Genomic DNA, 20,387 nt, shown 5'->3' on the forward strand with positions numbered 1-20,387 from the left:
TTCAAGCCGATTTGGTTATTTTTGGTTGCGTACAGTTTCTGGTGGTTTGCACTGAATTACACGAAATTGCACGAAAAAGGGAGGCAAAACAGAGGCTCGAATCGGGGTCCCAGCATATCAAATCAAAGACCAAGGACGTGTTCATCCCAAAGTGAACAGACCTGCGAGAGAGCACGGACGAGGAGGTTAGACAAGCGGAGCAATTGCTCAACTGGCGGCCTCGGAAATGTCTCAGGTTCAGGCAACCTGACAAGGTATTCGATGAGTATCGTCCGACTGCATAGGCTGTTGTCGCACTTCTAAGTTAAATTCGTGACTCACAGCCATGGATTGGAGGCTTGGCAACCCGGGGCGATTCACTATGAGTTTTATGGGTAGTCAGGCCGGTCTCTTCGTAATGCGAAGGTCGTAAGTTCGACTCTGTATTACCAGCACCATATACGGCAAGGTTCGCAGTGATGTAGGACTTGTTCATTTGAAGTCTGAGGTTACGCTGGGGTTACAAGCCATGCAAGTCAGCCCTCTGCCCTTGGCTTCTCCGGCGCCAACACTTCACGCCGATTACTTCACAACGTCCACCAACCAAAGACTGAGTCACCTTTAAGAACTCTGTTGTAGAACTACAATCAGCCTTTGTAGTGACCGCTTCTTTTTGTCTCAGCCCAAATACCATAGTCAGACTCACGGGTCCAAGTCGTAATTTGCCACACGTACTCCATCCTGCCGCCTAAGGGTTCGACCAACTGTCGAGCTGCATCTTGATCCAATGAGGTATAACAAGCGGTTGGAGATGGTTGATGTCGTAGGCTTGCGGGCTTCCAGTTCCAGTGCCACCAACTCCAGGAGCCTACGTTTCGACCACAAGAACGAAACACGGCACCTTCCTGCATTGGCACAAGTTCCAAGTTGGTTAAACCTTTGGATGACACAGGAACATAAGGGACTCGGCTAACAAGGTCAGACTGCAAATAGCCAACATGGGATCCAATAAGCGGTATTAACAGCGGTGTAAAACCGAGGTGCTCCAAGCCCTCATGTCCCAAGTCCGGAGAGATGAAAATTCCGAGAGAGTTGCGGTCAGGTGTAACTTTTCCCAGCAGGTATTCATAGAAACGAATCACCTGCACTGCATCTAAGTCATCGCGAGCTTTCGCAATGGCAAAGACCTCGAATTCGACATGGCATCTCGGCTCGTCAACTACAGCAAACGAGCAGTGCATAAGTTTTTCGTTTAGCTCAGCTTCTACTTTTTCAATCAGCCCCTTAGCGAAGGCAGGGGCATCCTCAGCCTCTGATGCTGTGCCACTCTGAACCTTTTGCGCCCACACGGGCGCACTTTGTGATGGTAGGCGCAGGAATATGGGCTCGGCCGGAAAGGCCGACTCGGAGACGCTAGAAGCAATAGTTACCGGCATACCCCAATTCTGTACCGCGAATGCGAGCGTGCGGAGGAAGGCAGATCTCGCTAAGTGGCTGCGATATGCAACAAATTGCCCACCAGTTTGTCTGTCGGAGCTGAGAAAGTAATTAAGATCGCCATCACCATTTCCACCGCAGCGATCACTGAGTACCTTAAATTCAAATGCCCACTGGCGAATAAAGGGTCGGCCAGACTGGCTCTCTAGCCTTTTAAGCTGATGCGAGAAAAATCGAGGAATAAAAGTACCAGAACGAAGTTGGGACTCTTCCTCATCCAGCTTTGAGAAGCTAGTTGCAGAGCCTGAATGGCAGCCGGTCCATGATGCGATCAACGTCGGCGACCCAGTCACGAGCGAGAACAACGCATCAGATGCCACCGACGGTCGACCAATAGCTTGGCGAATCAACGCAATCACTTCTGGTTTGGGCGTTGCAATCAACAGTGGGCAAATAGCCTCAAGACACTGTGATTCCAACTCGCGAGTGGAAACCCAATCGGCAAGAGCTTCGGCGAAAACAAGCGCGGTGTCGTCACTGTCTAACGCCTGTGCAACAGCTTGTATCGTTGCAAGCTTGGCCATCGGAATAGGAAGACCAAGACGGGCAACCGCCAAATCTGCGATCTGTCGTAGGTTCATGCGCGCTCCTCATCTAGCCACTCGGGTCTCGTGAGCGGCTGCACCTCGAACTCTTCCACCACGAGGTCCACGATTGTTTGCAACACGCTCATGGCACGCTGAACTTCGCCAACGCGGAGGAGAAGACTCATCAGGCCCACATCAGGAATCACACATTCGGGTTCATAGTGCTTCGACACAGATCTCGAGGTCTGGGCGACAAACTCTGCCCACCTTTTCGGATAGTGCTGTGCAACCAATGCGATACGTCGTGTGGAATCTTTCGCCCCATGGTATTGCTCAGACCACCCCCGGCGATGGCGATGAGCTTCAACAATCCAGCGAAATGCCTTATTTGGCCCGTGTAGTTTCAGGCACAGATGAAAAGCTCGATCAAGCAGTGCCGACTCTGCGCCAAGCTCCGGGCTGCCAAGTGCTATTCCCAATGCATCCAGCAACTCCACACCTTTCCCTCGATCACACCAATGCTCGAACCATCGTATGAACCATATTTCCGATTGGGAGTAGCGTTTCATATCTCGGACTGCAGCAGCAAAATCAGGAAGCATGGAGGGGGGATAGCTCTCGATCGCAGGCATCAATGATTCATCCAATGCCTCTTCTTTCGAACTTAAGTTTTCGCGGCTCTCATTTTGCAATTCAGATCGGCCTTGTTCCCATGTCGACAACATTACATCGAGCTGGAGGTTTGCCCCTTTCTTCACTCTTTTCCGGCTTTCTTCATCCCAGAGGAACGCCGTGACTACAGCTGTGGCCGGCATGCTTTCATCGATAGTCTCAATGAATGCAGCGAACACTTGTTCAGCTTCATACCACTCACCTCGGTCCAGTAAGAATCGATAGAACCGAAGGTAGGCTTCGGGCATCAGCTTTAGTAGCAGGCCTGCGAGATCGGACGTATTGGCACCGGATTTCTCGGTCATCTCTCCGATTTCTGAGTAGATTGGAGCAAGCTTTTCGAGCAAGCTTATAGCTGTCTGCGAATCGTACAGAGACGCTTCTGCCACAGCATCCAAGATAGAAGGCAATCTCCAATCTTTGCGCCAGCCATAGGCGAGACCGTAGCGATACGCATTCGCCAATAGGTGTTCCCCCAACTCCGACATCCCGTAGGCTGTGGCCCAGCCGCACAGTTCTGTCAGTTCGCTCCCTTTTTCATTGAACGGCCCCACTGTGCTGAGGACGGCTTGCGCCTGCGTCTCGATCTGAGCGCGCACCACGTTTTCAGAGAGCAAGCGGAAGTGGCGTGTCAGGAACAGCTTTCGCCAATCATGCAAAGCAAATAGCTCGCTCTGATAACTCCTCTTCCATTCGCCGGAGGGAATATAGTCCAGCCGTGAACGCGGCTTTCCCAGGAAAAACAGGTCCGCTGTAATCATCGAGAGCGCTTTGGTCAACGAGCGCAGGTCAGCCCAAGCCTCATGGTCACTAAGTGCTGGCCGCTTGAGGTCGACCAGTCGGTAAATTAGCGAGAAGTCTGGGTACTCACCGCGCGCGAACAGCGAGCCACACTTGTTCGCAGCCCCTGCCAACTTGTCTAAAGCCGCGTTTAGCCAAGTGCGTTCGCTGCTAACTCCCAATCCGCCGGGCTGTTGTGCACCTCGGAGCAACAACACATTGCCGACCGAAGCGAAAAACATGAAATGCAGATATCTGGCAAACTCCGTCTCGTCGTAGCTAACAAATTTTTGGACAAGTGCTTCATGAGGCTGGGTCGAAGGAATCTTATCGATGACAGAGTTATGCTTATAAAGTATTCGCCAGCACGACGACAACGGATGCTTCGTGAAGCGATTGAAGTCATCCCATTCATGTAGTTTCGCGTCAATCCAAGCTCCTGTACGCACAGCTTCAACTTCTACAAGTCGTCGTAAACTCACTGGCATCGGTTGCCGGACGAATGCCATGATGGGATTCAACTCACTAGCGAGACTCGCATCGCGTAGGAAGTTTTCGAAGACCTTCACTGAGCGATTATGCTGTCGAATCAATGCCAGAACTTTTGCTGGTTCATAGTGCCCTGTCCCGGCTGCGACCTCTAGATACAACTCCACCAGTTGGTCACGCTCGTGCGAAGCCATCACGCCCGACCGAAGACGATCGTTGATCTTGTGCCGCATTCGTTCCTGAACTTCAGTGCCACGCTCTGCCTGTCCTAAGGACAGGCAGAGCGTGGCAAACTGATGCAGGCCGGCGATGCTGTTCTGACTTACCTCGGACGCCAACAAGAGTGCGGGATACGGATCGGGTGTCAATCGAAGTGCATAATCCTCAAGTATGCTTGGATCATCTAGTTGGTGGGTTAGACCGCTGTCGAGCCGAATCTTCAGCCAGCGCTTGCGGATCGCCTGCTCATAGTCACCCGAAATGAAAGCAACTTCCTCCGCTGCCGCCAGAATGCGACTGATCTGTCCAACGGGGTACGCCCGGGTCAAAGCTGCTATCGCCCAGGTTCTAGTCGTTCCTGCAAGCAACGCTGTGTGCTCACCGAGGCGCGATTCATACAACCAGAGCCAAGCCCACCGTAGATAGGCTGGTGCTTCGTCCGTAAGCCAGCACCTCACATTGGGAAGAAGTGACTGCAATCGCGCATGATGATCGGCCTGACTGGAGACAAAGACGTAAAGGCTACCGTGGAACGCTATCAAACCAGCATCCACGGCGACCAATAAATGCCCGACCTCATCCTCCAGTTTCGAATTCGCAGTCCCTAGGCAGACGCCCAGCGCCCCCATCGGCCAAATGAAGCCATCTTCGGCCATGAGATGTAGAGCGTCCTTTGCCTGCCATGACAAACCTTGCCACAGCGCTCGATAATAGGCGCGAGCATCACCCAAAGGGTGGGGCGTGTGCTCGTAGATACGCCGCGCAGTCAACACCGGCGAGAGCTGTATGAGTGCAAGGTAGGTATAGGTCAGGACCAACGGATGTCCTTCAGTGATGTGTTCGAACGCTAAGGACAACTCCGCCAGTTGATCTGGCTGCTGCGTAACACTAACACTCTCGAGTCGGAACGTGCTGGCGACGAACTGGGCATCTAGCCATGCGCGTATAGAGCTGAGGCGCATACGTGGCAATTCTACCCAGTGCTCCTGCTCAGTGTATCTGTTCAGACGCGCTGGAAGCTGTGCGGGCTCGACGCGCTGAGTGCCCAGGATGAGTGACGTGTTCGCTGGCAACGGGAGCAACTGTGCAAAGAGCGACTCCAGCGGTTCGATTATCTCGGCATTCTCTCGCCACACGTGATCAAGGCCATCAATGATGACCACGAAGCGCTTCCCGATGGCCGCATAGGCATCGCCGTAGGCAGTAAGCCACGTCCTCAGGTCCTCAGGCTGGCTCCCTACGGGGGGGAGCACAACCGGGTCGGCCGCTTGCATCTGCGCGATCAAGGAGTGTGCGACACTCTTTAGGCTGAATCGGTCAGACGGATCCTGAAGATCTAGGAAGTAGTGATGCCTAACGAATGGCAACCCATATTCGGTCATTCGACTACACAGGTAGCTCAGAAATGTGCTTTTCCCCTGGCCCGGAGAGCCCCACAAAACGCGAATATTCCAGGATCCAGATGCAACCTCCTCAACGAAGGCATCTGCAAATTCTGGATCAGGTGGAAGATAGCCAGTAGGGATTCGGAAATTTTGATCAAGAGGCCGTGGTTGCCGCTCTGATATCGTGGCCCGCAGTACTTCGAGCGTGATTAGTCCATCCGGCGAAGGTGAATTGCGTCGAATGCTCCAGTCGATTGCTTGACGATACAGCGCGAGCCACCCTTGATGATCGGTGTGACGTCTCTCTAGTTCGGCACTCACATGCCTATCAAGGGTTTCATACCCTTCGTAGCTGTGTGAAAACTCGAATCTGTCGAAGAACAGCGTGGCGTTTGAGGCACCACCAACATGTTCTGCGACCTCATCTCGCAGTGCTTCTGGCAGCACAGTCAGATCTACTTTAGTGCCATACAACTGTGAGGAAAAACTAGCGTCAGGGCGTCGATTTGTGGTCAGGCTGACCTTACCAAGCCTGTCCAAACCAATACGAAATGCAGCAGCGGACCATTTCTCAAGCAGCGATTTTCCCTTAGTCCCCTTCCGCTGAAGTAGCCAAGACCATGAGAGTGCATTTTTAGGCTCAAAGGGATCCACTGTAAACTTAACTTGAACAAGCTCCAGCAGCCCATCAGGCCGTTGCGCCACGATATCATCTAGTCCTTTAGCATCCTCTTGATCGTCAGCCTCGAACTGGACCCAGTCGTACAACGCTGGGTTACTCAACCAGTCACAAAGCAATCGGATTCCGACAAGAGTCTGATATATGTAGCCACTGGCTGGGATTGCGGTGCGTTTGATTCTGTGCTGCACATCCACCCCTGATTGATAATCATCTCGATCAATTTGAACAATTCCATCAAACACCATCGTACTGATTTGCCGAAGTAAAATACACTGCGCCGCCCGAACGTAGTTCGGTCTGACCGCCATAGCTTTTGTCCACAACTGAATGCTGACACAGCTATAGTCCGGGGTGCACAGCCGCACATTCATCAGTTTGAACAGGGGGTCGAGTTGCCTCTTGGTTGCTCGCAGAGTGAGGCTGAAAGTCCCTTTGAGCATCATGAAGGTTGAGATGGTTTCGTCGATAAGAGCTGGCTGCGGCAAGTCGCCCATGGTGGTAATCAGATCACCGCCCCCTCAATGGGTTCCATTCAAACCGCACCGATTGAGCAGCGACGTAGTTAAAACCATTGCATAGAGTTAACAGGACAAAAGTTGTGCAACTTTTCGATTTATCGTACAATGCAATATGTGAAATCGAAAAGGAGGTTAAAATGACCACGACAGCACAAAAACGAAACGGTAGCGATCGTTCCTCCGCCAAGAACAATTTCCCTGACGTCGGTATTCCGGCGGCACGTCTGCAGAACTTTATTCTGGAATTGGCTGAAGACGTCCGGTCAGGCAATACCCCTATCAGTCAGGAAAGCATGGCTGAGACTGATGCCGTTTTTGCCATGGATATCATTCTGCAGTATTTGAAACACCGCGCAGTTAACAGTGTGACCAAAGAAAAGAGCCGTCAGCAGCGACGCCTGTATAGCAAGGCTCTATTTCTTCAAGCGCTTGAGAAAGATGGTGGGGTGTATAACTCAGTTCAGGCTGCAAAGATCTTGGGAAAAACCAAAACAACGGTCAGAAACTGGAAGGATGCTGGGCAACTGCTTGCCCTAGACATTGACGGTGAGTTTTACTTTCCGGTATTCCAGTTCACTGATGACGAGCGCGTATCAGAAAAAGGTGTACTCAGAGGGATCGCTGAGCTGCTTCCAATGCTGAGGAAGTTCAGTGACAGAATGCAGTACTCCTTCTTTATGGAAAAACGTAACACCGTATTAAATGGCCTATCGCCCGCCGGTCGGACCTTTACGGTAGCAGAGGTCCTGAAAAACAATCCTAGCAAGGAACTCCAAGCTGAGCTCCAGCGCCTAGCGCGCATCTACGGAACCCAAGATGCAGCATAATTAAGGGGGGTGCTTGCCCCCCCTTTTAGTTATTCTTCAACCGGAATACCCAGTCTATAAACAAGGATGTCAGCAGCTTCCTGACCTCCGTGTTTGAACTCACTTAGCCTGGTCTGGTCACGGGTTGTGGCCAACCCGGCTCCTGACGGCTCACCATGCCACAGTACGAGGCATGACTCACCGGTAACATTTGATAGAAACTCCATTCCATCAAATCCTGCTGAGTGTACTTTTTTGGCCAGCAAACGAGTCACGTCCCGCGTTGCAGTGGTTAAGTCGTGCAAAGTCACGCCGCTTTTTTTGATTAGCGTAGTGACCTGTAGGACTTTTACATCTCGTTCAATAATTACGGCACCCATAAAGTAATTATCGAGGTCCGACTCTTTGAGCCCCGTTTTGTTCTGGAAGACTTCTTTCATCGCGGTATCGGGAGCCCGGGCAAGATACATCGACCCGTTTTCACCATCGGTCAGACTAAAACGGTAATCCTTACCATTACGATTGAAAAAGACATTGCTTCCACCGTGGTCACCCGGTTGAAGCCGGTACGTCTCCGTTCCTGCGGCAACTATCTCACCGCATTGCTGGAACATATCGTCCTGCAACTGCCCAATTTTCTCGAGAGCTGCCTTATCTTGTTCATTCATGCCTGAGCTTACAGAAGCTTCAGATGTTTGTTTAACTTCGCCGTTTGGGTTTTCCCCTGATTTGATTGACATAAGAGCGTTCACCTTTCATTTTCTGGTATTCATAAGCCATAGGCTTAATCTCCATAGTTTTGAATTTTTGCCCGTGCAGGGTTCTGCTGCGGACGAGTTTACCCGCCGGTGGTACAGGCAGGGCCTGGTGAGCATAAACTATTAATCTTACTTAATAAAATCTAGAACAGAGCGTCTGTGAAAGAGTGGTGCATAAGTACTCACAGGAATAAAAGGCAATGAGTTGGCAGACAAATTGGCAAACTGGGCGATTACGACCAGTGAGGCTGAGTTCGTCAAATTCAATGAGATCTGGCAACCACATTAGAGTGAAAGACTGCTGAATCAATGGAGTCGAGGTGGTGACCAAGATTTGGTGTCATGGTGGCAGGTCGCAGAGTGAGCCTTTGGCGATTCAGTCTGTATGGTCCGCCAGACCTTGAGGCCGACAAGCGCGTTTCACACTGGCGGGCGAGATCCCAAAGTGCTCTGCGGTTAATTTAATGCTCGCTGAGTTTTCTTTACGCCAGATTGCGACGACGGCATCGTCAATAGTCTTTTCACGCCCAAGCGCCTTGCCCTCTGCCTTCGCCTTAGCGATCCCGGCCATCTGACGGATTTTGATGTTCGAGCGCTCCAGCTCTGCAACTGCGGCTAACATGGTGAGCATGGCTTTGCCGATGGGGGTGGACAGGTCGAATCCCTCCCGCAGACTGATGATTGAAACGCCCTTGCCTTGCAATGCCTCAACCGTGTTCAGCACGTCGATGGTATTGCGCCCAAGGCGATCGACAGCAGGTACGATCAGCGTGTCCCCCTTGCGTATGAACTTGAACAGTTCGGCGAACCCAGGACGCTCTAGCGCCTTCACTGCTCCCGATACGCCCTCATCAGCAAACCAGGTCTCCACCTTGTGAGTCTGCTCAATGCTGTGACGCTGCGCCCCAATGCTCTGCTCGCCCGAACTGACTCTGAGATACCCGATCACAGCCATAATACGTCCCTTTAATTGGCTCATTATCTATGGCTCTAAATGTAGGGGTGGCTCATATAAAATACAACAGCTTTGAGCCAGTGATTTGGGAAGGGGGACTAGCTGGGTCAAAAGGTACACGCTTTGAGCCATGATGAATGGGGAAGTAGCAGAAGGGGCGTCGCCCTAGATCAACTTCGCCTCGTTGACTCTCCTTGGTCGATTAGTTTAACCTTGACCTCAAGGGCTCGGAGACGCCCTGCCGGGTCGTCGGCGCCGCCAACGCCGAAAGCAAGTTCTCCTCGTTTCGAAAATCAGAACGACAAGTTATCAACATACTTGCAATCCAACTTAATCACGATCCCATACTGGCGGCCTTGGGGTAGGGGATGATTTTGTTAGGAGAACATAGTGTCTGATAACCTCAAATTTTCCGGGCGTCGTCTCGGCAACCTTCTTTTGCGCGATGGCCACGCCATTCCTCTGCGCGGAATCTCACCCGAAGACATCAAAGAAGGCGCGAAGCATCGCGTGCTTCATCCCGATGTCGATCCCTTGAAGTATCGACACACCCTCAATGCCATTGTCGACCGCTTGGGCTTTGCCGGTGACCACGGGACTTATCTCAACAAGGGCTGGCCGGAGTTTCAAGCCTTCCTGAAAAAGCACCGTTGCACCAACCAGGTCGGCGTCTTTCCGATAGATCACGGTGGCTGCATCGATCTTTTTTTTGCAAAGCATGGCGGCCCAAGCCCTCGCGAGTTGGCAGACCGTATTTTCTTCGGATCCCAAGCGCAGCGGCCTCGTCGGGTATTTCTTGGATACGGCGTGGACTGGTCCACTTGGGATAACGGGAATGGCTATCAAGTCCCAGCTGCTGCAATCAAGTCCATCAATGCGTTGCCGGAAGTTGCTGCTCAGCTTGGCAAAGATCTGTTTGCACGACGGCTCGATCTGATGGGCCAGTGGGGCTTTCTGGATAACAAGTTGGTTCATGGCCCGGTTACTTCTATCGTCGACAAAAGATACTGGGAGCTAAGTTACGGCCCCGAAGAACGGGCAAAACAACACGCAAAGACTTTTACCGCAGTCCTGGCATTCCGCGCTGTCTTTGACGCCCAGCCTGAAGGATGGGTTGATGTGCTCCCTTACAACGACCGCCTCGTCGTCCTGCGTGCTCATGACGGTGGCTGGGACCTGCTGTGGCGTAGCTACAGGGAAACTGAACCGCCCAAGCCGGAAGATGTGGCCGACTCATACAAGTTGGCGATTGCAGATTTGCCGTCAAGGTTGATGAGTGAAAGCGACCTACTCCGAGCCATTCATTTCCGCCAAGAGTTCTGGGACGAAGACGAAGCCCACAAAGCGGAACAAGCCTTCTACGACCGAGGCGGAAGCATAATGGAGCGGCAACTCACAACGTCCGTCGATGTGCGCCGCACATGGCTGACAGAGCAAGGCATTTGGCCATCACCAGAGCGCGCAAAATGGGCTGGGCCGCTACCAAGCGGGTTTCATCTCGTGGAGATTGATGGCCGCAAGCTGGCTGTCAGCGACCTAATCGACCTCGCTTCATTCCGGCAGATGCTGGTGGAAACCGGATTCGGTGAACGGCAGGGTGAACGTCGCGAGCCTTGGGATCGCGCCAATGAAGGAGCCTCTGATGATGCTCCCGTCGGCGCGTCGTGGGTTGATGCTCAGGCCTATTGCGCATGGCGCGAGCGGCAACTTGGTGTCAGCCTCAGGCTACTCACCCAGAAAGAGCTTCGCGCTATTCGTCCTGCTTACTCCAAGCACTACGAATCGATGGCGTTTGGTGATTTTCCGTGGGAAAACTGGCCACCTCGTCCACTGGTAGAAGCAAGCGAACAGGCTATCCGCCAAGATGTGCCATCAGCAGTCAATTGGTCTGAGCCAAGGTTTCTGGAGCCCAGTCCGGACGTCGCTGAATTCCCGCATACCAGCGGAATTAATGTCAGCAGCTCCAAAGCCATCAACGGTGGAGTTCACAAAATCTGGATCAAGGACTTTCCCCCTCATGCGGCATGGAAAGAGCAGATCCCATGGACAGAACATCAGGGCCTCGAGTTCATTGATGCGTGGGACGCCTACGAATGGTGTCAAGAAAAGGGCCACATTAGCGGGCGTTTTTGGGAAGGCGACATAGGATCAACTTCTTGGGGGGCCTATAAAAACATCAAGGTCTCTTTTCGAGTAGTCATGGACATCGAGGGATAGCGCGATGTTCAACAACTCAATCTGCCTCAACGCCCAAGGAAAGCCTCGTCGCGCCTACCCACGAAGACGGCGCGCGACATGCTCTCGTATCCTATGGCAAACGCATGATGCCCTACCATTGCGACCGATGCGGATCCTGGCACTTGTGCCCGGCAGATCGGCACACGCCAGGGCATCACTGCAATGACTGTTTGAAGCAGGCGTACGCCTCAGAAAGTGCAGCGGAGCGACGTGCACTCATTCTGGAACGAGAGCAGGGGACATTACTTCGTGTGTATGAATGTCCCTATGGCGAGGGATGGCACCTGACGAGTAAGCTTTAAACGGCGTATAGCGGGGCGGGGCATACGTGGCCCGCCCCCACCCCAAAACTTTGCTTAGCGCGAACCTTCATCCCCGCTTTCCCATTGCAGGTAGATCGCATCACCCCGTCCTTCTTGCTGCAAGACTAGGCAGACACACCTGTGGCAACCGCGCGGCTTCCCTCAACTGCGGATAAGTAGCCAAGAACAGGCCATTGCGGAGGGGATGAACAAGGGGTAGCAAAACAAAATGCCCCACAAATGCCCCACAGAACGGGAGGGCTAGAAATGCACAAGGGCCTAGCCGAAGCTAAGCCCTTGTTGAATTTGGTCGGTGTGAGAGGATTCGAACCTCCGACCCCTTCGTCCCGAACTAGATTGCCACGATGGCTTTGGGGCTTTCATTCGATCTTGCAAAATCAGTCATCCTAATCAACCTCGCTATCTTCGTCCCAGTTGGGTGGATGCACAAACGTGACTGTCGATTTCACCTGCATGCTCCCGTGGCTAAGGTCCGAATTTTCTCGCCGCCCCCCATCGCCGTACTTCTTGGGAGCCAACTTCGAGGCCAGCCATTTACGAACATCGATCTGCAGGCGGGCACGAGCAATCACATCATGATTAACTTTTACGTTCCCGTTGGCGTCGAGAAAGGTGTCATTACTGCTGTCATCGGCAATCTGGAGGATCTCGTCGGCCAGTTTGTCGGCCAGATCCTCACGCGCGCACGCGTACTGGTCCCTAAATTCTATGTAACGTTCATCAGCCAACCAGCGCATAACCATGGATTTGGACGGCATGCCTGGACGCGCAAGCAGTGCGCGTAGACTCACTCCATCAGCAATGGCGCTGCATATAGCCTCACCCAACTCGTTTGTGAATGCACTCCGACGACCTCTTGTTACCGTCTTGGGATTCGACGTATTGGTTTCCACAGTGGAAACCTGAGGAGTAAAAACTGGGATCATAACTTGAGTTGTAAAATCCACGTGTTCAGATCCCCTGATAGGGGGCGTAGGCATACCTGAAGATGAGGTAGCGTTCACGGGTGCTGTGACTCTTGACCATTTGTGTGTCTTGGCCCGCTTGTTAATGGCGGTATGTGAAACACCGTACTCTATCGCTATTTGGCGCACACTCTGGCGGCCAGCACAGTACGCGAGTTCGATACCGTGCCAGTCTGGGGAATCTTGTGTATGCATAGGAGAATGGGTCAAGTTGGTCATCGGCGACCAGTATTTACGAGGGAGGTAGACTGGTTCCAGCCCTACAGGGGGACGATGATAATCGTTGCCCGGATGTGCGGAATTAAATCAGCTTGCCCTCCTTAGCTGAAACAGTGGATTACGCATCCGGCGCTAAGCTACTCAGGGCAAGGCATTACGGCCAGCAGCGGGAAAAAACGTGTGCAAAAACGAAAAAAGGCCCTGGGGGACCTTTGACCATGATACTTTTAGCGGGCTTTGCCTGCTTCCGGATCTCCTTCTCGAATTTTTCCTAGGACAGCGCCTTGTCGCGAAATAGCTGCCACTTCGCCATCACTAGGTCATCACTTTTACTCGCCATCACTACCACCTGAAAAAATAGACCCAGTGATGGCCGCCTTATCCCAGTAACCGCGCGGTTTTCAGGTCAATTTATCCCCTTCACCATCACTTTATTCGTATAAGCAAGAAAGTGATGGTGGCTGGTTATTTGCAGTGATGGCCATCATCGGCCATCACCTCACCATCACTTTTAGTCCTCGGCGCTCCCCATTACCCAGACTGTCTTTTTTTGGGAGTCGAAACCGATAACCCCCTCATCTATCAGCTTCTTGAACCAGCGGGAGCCGTTGGCTTTGTGCCAAGTGCCCGCCGCCTTCATCTGCTCGATGATGGTTGCCCGCTTGGCGGGCCCTCCCTGCTTTTCGCAAGCCTCCCGGATGACGTGGAACAGCGCCTTGTGGTTCACGGTCACGTTGCCAGCATCCTCCAGTTCGTCAGGGTCTGCCGGGTCGCGACTATCAGCGATAACCACCAAGCTCGTTACCTCGTCGTTGTCGTCGTCATAACAAACGACACGGGTACGCAGGTCGTATGCGCGGCGGCCGGGCTCGTCGCCGTCCTTCATTTTGGTGCAGAGCAAGGTGAACGCTTGGGCGTCTGTCACTTCACGCTTGAGAAGAAATTCAGCATCCAGGGCAGCACGGAACGCGCTGGAGCCGCGAGCGCCGTTGTCCTCGTTCTTACCGGTGTGGTGAACCAGAAGAATAACGGCCTTGGTCAGCGCCTTGATTGTGTCGCAACCGTTGATGAAGGCCCCCATATCCGCAGCCCTATTCTCATCGGCACCACCAAAGCAGCGAGCCACCGTATCAACCACAATGAGCCGCACGGGCTGACCGGTAGCCTCCTTCACCTGATTAACGGCAGCATTCAGGCGGGCGATCTGGGCACCATCAGCCATGAATACCGGCATATCAATGCGGTAGAAGTTGAACACATCCTGACCACGGTTGTACTGGTCGCACCAAGCGCGGATGCGCCGTGACACACCTGGGCCACCCTCACCAGCGATATAGAGCACAGCGCCCTCCTCCACACGGCGACCATCCCACTCCTTGCCGGTCGCAACATGGCAAGCCAGCGACACGGCAGCAAACGACTTGTACGAGCCGGACGGGCCGTAGATGGAACACATGCTCTCAGCAGGCAGCAGCCCCTTGATCAAATACGCCGATTGCCGATCAAACCCGGCATAACCAGCAACCAACGGGAATGACTCGGGTTGATGGGCCTCATCATTAGCAGCCAGCACGGCATTCACCAAATTGTCCCAGGGTTCGGCTGTGTCACCATTGCGCCCGCGATAGATGGCGGCATTGGGTGCCTGCTTGCGCAGCTCGGAGGCCAGCCGTTGCAGCTTCTGGACTGGGAGGGAACCGCGAACATGAATGATTAACTTGGTCGTCATGTCACCATCAGCCATCTGATACAGCTTGCCGCCTTCCTCCAATTGCTTATTGCTCACGTAGAGGCTCTGGACTGGCTCCTGCTCTCCGGTGATGGGGTCGGCGGATTGGATGGAGACATTGTTGGTACGCTGCCAGATTTCGCGGTTCTCGGCGTTCGGGTCTGCTTGGTGCCCAGTATGGATAACGATGGTGCCCAAACTCTTCAGGTCCGAAAACTTGGTGAAGGGCGCCATTTGCACGACATTCTGCACGTCATTGGCACGGGGGCCGCGCTGTGCTTGAGTTTCAGTGGGTTTGGTCATCCGTCACCTACTGCTGTTCAGGCAATTGACCTGCCAACCACAGGCCGAACAACGGCACGTTGACATACAGGCGTTTCCCCACCAGACGGCTACACCTTTCCAGGCCGGGGCGGTCGGCACGTTTCCAGAAAAGAGTCTTCAGTGTCGAATAGCCAAACTGCTTATAGATGTTCGGCAACTGGCTCATCGGGACCCAGTTGTCCAGATTCTGCGTCATGCTAATAAGCTCGCTATTAGTCATCTAATACCCCTACATTTGTTGTCTTGAGTCACTGCGGTTTTGGTCAAACGCAGGATGCAACAAATCCGACCGCCATTTGGAAAGAAATGAAAAATGGTTTTTTTCCAACCTATCCGGAAGTCGATATCGATTGTGAAATGCACAACGGTGAGGAGGGGCAAGCAACGGCCTTGCAGGTGAAGCATCCCGTGCGGTGGGGCACTGTTGATTTACAACAGCAACAGCAAACGTAAACATGGTTCCAATGATCTGCTGAGCCCGGTAGAGTTCGAGACCCGTTACCGAGAACGGCTGGGAAGTGTCTCGGAAAGTAGGGGCGATTCAGAGTATATTGCCGAACGAACCCCTGCCTGACATAGCCTCATCACAAGGACGCGTAATGAACTCCCCTGAAGACCTAAACCGCCTCTATACCTATGTGTCGGACAGCATTGGCAGCGCAATGGCAGACATTCTCGCGCTCAATGTTGAGCACAAGGATGGTAAGCGAGAAATCGGTAATATCACCGACAAGCTGCGTGACATACGGGGCCGATTCGACAGCGAATTGCAGCAGTTGAAAACCCATGCCGAGTGGGACACGTTCACCCTGGCGTTTTTCGGTGAGACCAACGCGGGCAAGAGCACGATCATCGAATCTCTGCGCATCCTGTTCAAGGAAGAATCCCGCCAGGCACTGCTGCAACAACATGCCGACGACCTGGAACAGTTCTCCCAGGCCCTTACCGCTCAGCTCGAACACGTCCGCGAAGGCTTGCGTGCCTTGTACAGTGAGTACACCGGTGAAGTGGCCAGCATCTGCCAAAGCACAGCCCGACTGACGCAAATTGTTCAGAGCGAAGCCCAGGAACGAAACACGATTGCCCAAGCCGAAGCAGATGCAAGAACCCGGATTGCCCAGCAAGAGGCTGAGGCACGCATTGCGGTGCAACAACAGGTAGCAGCGCATCGCCAGCAGATAGCCGAGGCTGACGCGAGGGCCAAGCGCGATCTCGCCGAACAGGAGTCCAACGCACGCCTGGCACTGGAACAGCAGGAAACCTCACAGCGTCTGGAAATTGCGCAAGCGCATGCGATATCGCGTTTCAAGGTCCGCTTGGCCTTGTTCGGCGTCGGTGGGGTTTTGATCGGCGCCTCAGCTGTGGCGGCAGTCCTGACGTTGGCAGGAGCCTGAAATGTCCCGACATGAACTCGATGAACTGTTCGATGAGGCTACCTCAACGCCCTTGCCTGTTTCCTCGGATGATGCGCCTGCCCTCCAATACATCGAGGCTCGCTCCCCGGCGCTGGATGCCCTGGTCAATCAGCAACTCACGGCACTGCATGACAAGTTGTTGGCGCACGAGCGTAAGAAGGCTCAAACACGCCGGGTAGACGGGCTGATCATCGGCACTGGTGAAGCTGATTTCACCAAGGGCAACACGCTCTACCCCCTGAACTACAAGGGCAAACGCTTTCAGCTGATCGACGTGCCCGGTATCGAGGGTGACGAAAGCAAGTACGCGCACATGGTTCGCGAAGCGGTGGCCAAGGCTCATCTTGTCCTCTATGTGAACGGCACCAATAAAAAGCCTGAAAAGGCCACCGCAGAGAAAATTCGTTCCTATCTGCGGCTAGGAACTCAGGTCTGTCCCTTGGTCAACGTGCGTGGTAATGCTGATGCCTACGAGTTCGAGGAAGACCGCGAGTCGCTGACAGCGCACGGCGGAGCTACCGCTGCCTTGCAACAGACCGAGGACGTGCTGCGTTCGGTATTGGGCAGCAAGGTCTTGCAGCCCGGCTACTGCGTGCAGGGCCTGCTAGCGTTTTCGTCGCTGGCGAGCGATGCGCAAACTGGGCGCACGACAATCGACCCTGCCCGTGGCCGAGACTTGGTCATTCAGCAGCGCAATTATCAGAAGCACTTCGCCTCGTCGAAAGCGATGTACGAATTCAGCCAGATCAAGTCGGTCGCCAAAGTGCTGCATTCCAAACTTGCGACGTTCCGCGAAGACATGGTCGAGAGCAACAAGACCAAGGTGTACGAACTGCTGGTTGAAAACATCTCGACCTTGCAATCATTGCACTCCGCCCATGAAGCATTTGTGGCTAGATCCAAGCCAGAGTTTGAGAAGTGCCGCGAAGCGATCAAGGGTTCCATGGAGCGATTCGAACGGCTGGTCATGACCGGAAGGCGAAACCTTTGGGACAATCTGTTCAATAGCCTGAAGGAAGACGCCGACGATATCGTCGAACGCCATTTCGGCGACAACGACGCTATTTCCAGCCAGATCAATCGTGCCTTCAAGACCCGGCAGAGTTCGCTCAAGGAAAAACTGCAGGAGCAGTTCGAGCGGTACCTCGACGACTTGGGCAAAGACCTGCAGCAGGCCATTCAGCGCCTATTGGAGGACGTTGCACGGGTGGAGTTCGAGCAGCTTCTCTATGACACCGAAACCCTGAACATCAATTACAAGACACCTGACTTGGACCTTGGCCTTGAGCTGGGTGACTATGGCTGGATGGCCTTCAACATAGGCTCCTACGCATTAGCAGGGGCAGGTATCGGCACAGCGTTTCCTGTGATAGGTAACCTGATAGGCGCTGCTGCCGGTGCTCTAGTGGGCATCCTAGTCAGTTTGCTGAGCGTCTTCACCGGCAAGGAAAAGCGTATTCGCAAGGCGCAGGGGCAAGTGCAGGAGAAGATCGATGAAGCCTGTTTTGAAGCACATAAAGCCTTGAAGGAAGAGCGCAAAACTCTGTTTGCCCCCGTGCGCAAGCAAATTGATGAGACCGTGTTGTCTCGTGTGCAGCAACTTGACGAGTCGCTCAGGCGCCCTCTGAAGATCATCGAACAGCAGATAGCGCTGATGACCCGTACCAAAGAACAACTGGAGAGCATGCCTTATGGAACAATTCAAACAGTTCAATGCTGAGAAGCAGACCGCACTCAAAGGGTTGGAGCAACTGCGAGCAGTGCTCGACGAGTTGGGCGAGATGGGCGCGGATGTCGGCAGCGAGCTGCAGAAAATAGACTCGGCGGTACAGGCGGTCGAGTCCGACGTTCTGCGTATCGCCTTGCTCGGTGCTTTTTCCGATGGCAAGACCAGTGTGATTGCCGCTTGGTTGGGCAAGATCATGGCTGACATGAACATCGACATGGACGAGTCCTCCGACCGCCTGGCCATCTACTCCCCAGAGGGGCTGCCGGAAAAGTGCGAAATCGTCGACACCCCCGGCCTGTTCGGCGACAAGGAAAAGAGTGTCGACGGCGAGCAGGTGATGTACGAAGACCTGACCAAGCGCTACATCTCTGAGGCGCACCTGATTCTGTATGTGGTGGACGCCACTAACCCGCTCAAGGAAAGCCACTACGACATCGTCAAGTGGGTGCTGCGGGACTTGAACAAGCTGTCCTCGACCATTTTCGTGATCAACAAGATGGACGAAGTGACCGACCTCACTGAACAAGTGCTGTTCGATGCCCAGGCTACGATCAAGAAGGACAACCTCAAGGGCAAACTGCAGCGTGCGGCCAATCTCAGCTCAGACGAAATGGCCAGGCTGAACATTGTCTGCCTGGCATCCAACCCCAATGGGCGTGGCCTACCGTTCTGGTTCGGCAAGCCGGAGCACTATGAAAGCCGCTCGCGCATCAACGACCTCAAAGCCATGACCACAGAAGTGCTGCGGAACAATGTGCCGGCGATGCTGATCGCTAAGACAGGCTTGGATGTGGTGCGGGATGTTGTCGGCCAGCATGTACTACGCGCCGAAGAGCAATTGGAGCAACTCAAGGTCTTTGCCGAACAGAATGCCGAAGAATCGGCACGCATCAGTCAGGACATTGCCACGGGCCGCCGTGAGGTCAAGCGATTGGCTGGCGAGCTCTTCGAGGAACTTCAGAACCTTGAAAAAGGTTTGCTGGGCAAGCTCCGTCCTCTTGGCCTGGAAAACATTCGTGAATTCCTCGAGGACGAACTCGGTTACACCGAGGAAGGCATAGGCTTCAAGCTGAACCTGAAGATCAAGGGTGCGATCGACCGCTCATTCGATCAATCGTCCAAAGTGACCTGTCGCATCTCTCAGGATATTGGCCGCCAGCTCAACTCCAGCGAAAGTTTTCTCAATGCCATGGGCGACAGTGCATTGAAGTCGATGGGTGGTGCTGCCAAAGGCATTGCGAATCTGAGCCCAGACATTATCAAGGGCGCGGTCTTCGCGGCCCGCGATGCGCTCAGCGCGGTGACCGGTGTCGCGATCAAGTTCAAGCCCTGGCAGGCGACTAAAATCGCCGGAGCCATTTCGAAATGGGCAGGCCCTGCAGGTGCAGCCATCACTCTTACCTCGGACCTGCTCAGCGCATACAAAGCGCATGAACTGGAACAAGAGTTGAAGAGCGCCAAGGAGTCGATTGCCGAGGTGATCAAAAGTGCTTTCAAGGATATCTACAACATCATCGGCGACGACGAAAAGCTGCTGGATTTCTTTGCACCACAGCTCAAGGCGTTCGAGAAGATCGTGGAAACGGTGGAGGAGCGCTCGGCTTTTATCAGAGCCAATCAGGCCAAGCTTCAGGGTGTGAAGGCTAAGTTGAATGCACTTGCGTCTACGCCAGCGCGGTTGAAAGCGACTGTTTGAAGGAATGGCGAGGGGCGCTGGCGCCGGCGCCCAACCATTCGCTGCAGGCCGACGTCCCTGACGGGCCGCGGCCTGAGTTCAAACGTTAGCAGGCTTATGGTGAATTTCTCTTCGAGGCAAAAGTTTTCGGCATGGCCCAATCCGGACCTGCCGCCAGTTGCTGCCGGGGTATATGCGGTATGGGAAGGAGATACTCTTATTTACTGCGGTATGTCAGGCCGTGAGTTTGAAAAGGCCGTTTCAGCCGCTAAGCCAAAATTTGGCCTAGGCTGTGTTCCTAAAGTGGTCACGGGTGGAGTGGATGATTTTATGAATGCGCGCAGTTGTGGCCGCGGTATGGGTGGTAAGATGGCCATCAACTCAGTCCTTTGGGTGTGATTGGTTTTGTTTGGCGACTAATCAGATCGCACAAACTGGACTGAGTTCCCTTCCTCCTGTGATCTACTATTCGGAACAGTTATTTAGATCTGTACACCCTGAGA

13 protein-coding genes and 1 pseudogene are annotated in these 20,387 nt (G+C 53.6%); 6 read left to right on the top strand and 8 right to left on the bottom strand.

Annotation, left to right across the window (positions count from 1 at the left end; all coding sequences use genetic code 11):
- Window positions 1–626: 626 nt before the first annotated feature.
- From ACEUCR_RS12905 to ACEUCR_RS12915, 3 genes and pseudogenes are all read right to left on the bottom strand, one after another.
- Window positions 627–2,057, bottom strand: a complete 1,431-nt coding sequence (locus ACEUCR_RS12905) for a hypothetical protein (RefSeq protein WP_194759457.1) — start codon at window positions 2,055–2,057, stop codon at window positions 627–629.
- Window positions 2,054–6,538 carry a P-loop domain-containing protein gene (locus ACEUCR_RS12910; protein WP_408790963.1) on the bottom strand — a complete coding sequence of 1,495 codons (4,485 nt, stop codon included), beginning with the start codon at window positions 6,536–6,538 and terminating at the stop codon, window positions 2,054–2,056. Before ACEUCR_RS12910 ends, ACEUCR_RS12905 begins: the two co-directional genes overlap by 4 nt.
- Window positions 6,527–6,728, bottom strand: a pseudogene (locus ACEUCR_RS12915) (transposase); the annotation flags it as partial. The gene ACEUCR_RS12910 and the pseudogene ACEUCR_RS12915, both read right to left, overlap by 12 nt.
- Window positions 6,729–6,885: 157 nt before the next feature.
- Between ACEUCR_RS12915 and ACEUCR_RS12920 the strand changes: the two are divergent.
- Window positions 6,886–7,575: a hypothetical protein gene (locus tag ACEUCR_RS12920; RefSeq protein ID WP_194759459.1), complete on the top strand. Its 690-nt coding sequence runs from the start codon at window positions 6,886–6,888 to the stop codon at window positions 7,573–7,575.
- A gap of 29 nt (window positions 7,576–7,604) precedes the next feature.
- On the opposite strand, the gene ACEUCR_RS12925 is transcribed toward ACEUCR_RS12920, so the two are convergent.
- The gene (locus tag ACEUCR_RS12925; RefSeq protein ID WP_408790644.1) at window positions 7,605–8,294 is read right to left on the bottom strand and encodes an RES family NAD+ phosphorylase; all 690 of its coding nucleotides are present in this window, start codon (window positions 8,292–8,294) and stop codon (window positions 7,605–7,607) included.
- Between the two features lie 394 nt (window positions 8,295–8,688).
- Window positions 8,689–9,291 carry a recombinase family protein gene (locus tag ACEUCR_RS12930; RefSeq protein ID WP_408790647.1) on the bottom strand — a complete coding sequence of 201 codons (603 nt, stop codon included), beginning with the start codon at window positions 9,289–9,291 and terminating at the stop codon, window positions 8,689–8,691.
- A gap of 366 nt (window positions 9,292–9,657) precedes the next feature.
- Here ACEUCR_RS12930 and ACEUCR_RS12935 point away from each other — a divergent pair, with 366 nt between their 5' ends.
- Complete coding sequence (locus ACEUCR_RS12935) at window positions 9,658–11,484, top strand: hypothetical protein (protein ID WP_408790649.1); 1,827 nt, start codon at window positions 9,658–9,660, stop codon at window positions 11,482–11,484.
- A gap of 730 nt (window positions 11,485–12,214) precedes the next feature.
- Here ACEUCR_RS12935 and ACEUCR_RS12940 read toward each other — a convergent pair.
- The 3 genes from ACEUCR_RS12940 to ACEUCR_RS12950 form a co-directional block, all read right to left on the bottom strand.
- On the bottom strand, window positions 12,215–12,775 hold the full coding sequence (locus ACEUCR_RS12940; protein ID WP_408790652.1) for a terminase small subunit-like protein: 561 nt from the start codon (window positions 12,773–12,775) through the stop codon (window positions 12,215–12,217).
- Window positions 12,776–13,523: 748 nt separating this feature from the next.
- A complete protein-coding gene (locus tag ACEUCR_RS12945; protein ID WP_103244175.1) occupies window positions 13,524–15,044 on the bottom strand; it encodes a helicase RepA family protein in 1,521 nt (506 codons plus the stop codon).
- Window positions 15,045–15,051: 7 nt separating this feature from the next.
- On the bottom strand, window positions 15,052–15,261 hold the full coding sequence (locus ACEUCR_RS12950) for a hypothetical protein (RefSeq protein WP_203134094.1): 210 nt from the start codon (window positions 15,259–15,261) through the stop codon (window positions 15,052–15,054).
- Between the two features lie 110 nt (window positions 15,262–15,371).
- On the opposite strand from ACEUCR_RS12950, the gene ACEUCR_RS12955 reads away from it, so the two are divergent.
- From ACEUCR_RS12955 to ACEUCR_RS12970, 4 genes are all read left to right on the top strand, one after another.
- Window positions 15,372–15,518: a hypothetical protein gene (locus ACEUCR_RS12955; protein WP_408790655.1), complete on the top strand. Its 147-nt coding sequence runs from the start codon at window positions 15,372–15,374 to the stop codon at window positions 15,516–15,518.
- A gap of 146 nt (window positions 15,519–15,664) precedes the next feature.
- Window positions 15,665–16,459, top strand: a complete 795-nt coding sequence (locus ACEUCR_RS12960; RefSeq protein WP_408790657.1) for a hypothetical protein — start codon at window positions 15,665–15,667, stop codon at window positions 16,457–16,459.
- A gap of 1 nt (window position 16,460) precedes the next feature.
- Window positions 16,461–18,200, top strand: a complete 1,740-nt coding sequence (locus tag ACEUCR_RS12965) for a hypothetical protein (RefSeq protein ID WP_263684850.1) — start codon at window positions 16,461–16,463, stop codon at window positions 18,198–18,200.
- The gene (locus ACEUCR_RS12970) at window positions 18,172–19,905 is read left to right on the top strand and encodes a LeoA/HP0731 family dynamin-like GTPase (RefSeq protein ID WP_263684851.1); all 1,734 of its coding nucleotides are present in this window, start codon (window positions 18,172–18,174) and stop codon (window positions 19,903–19,905) included. The genes ACEUCR_RS12965 and ACEUCR_RS12970 overlap by 29 nt, the downstream gene beginning before the upstream one ends.
- Window positions 19,906–20,387: the final 482 nt, after the last annotated feature.

Origin of the sequence: Aeromonas bivalvium (assembly GCF_046078285.1) — a bacterium.
Taxonomy (GTDB): Bacteria; Pseudomonadota; Gammaproteobacteria; order Enterobacterales; family Aeromonadaceae; genus Aeromonas; species Aeromonas bivalvium.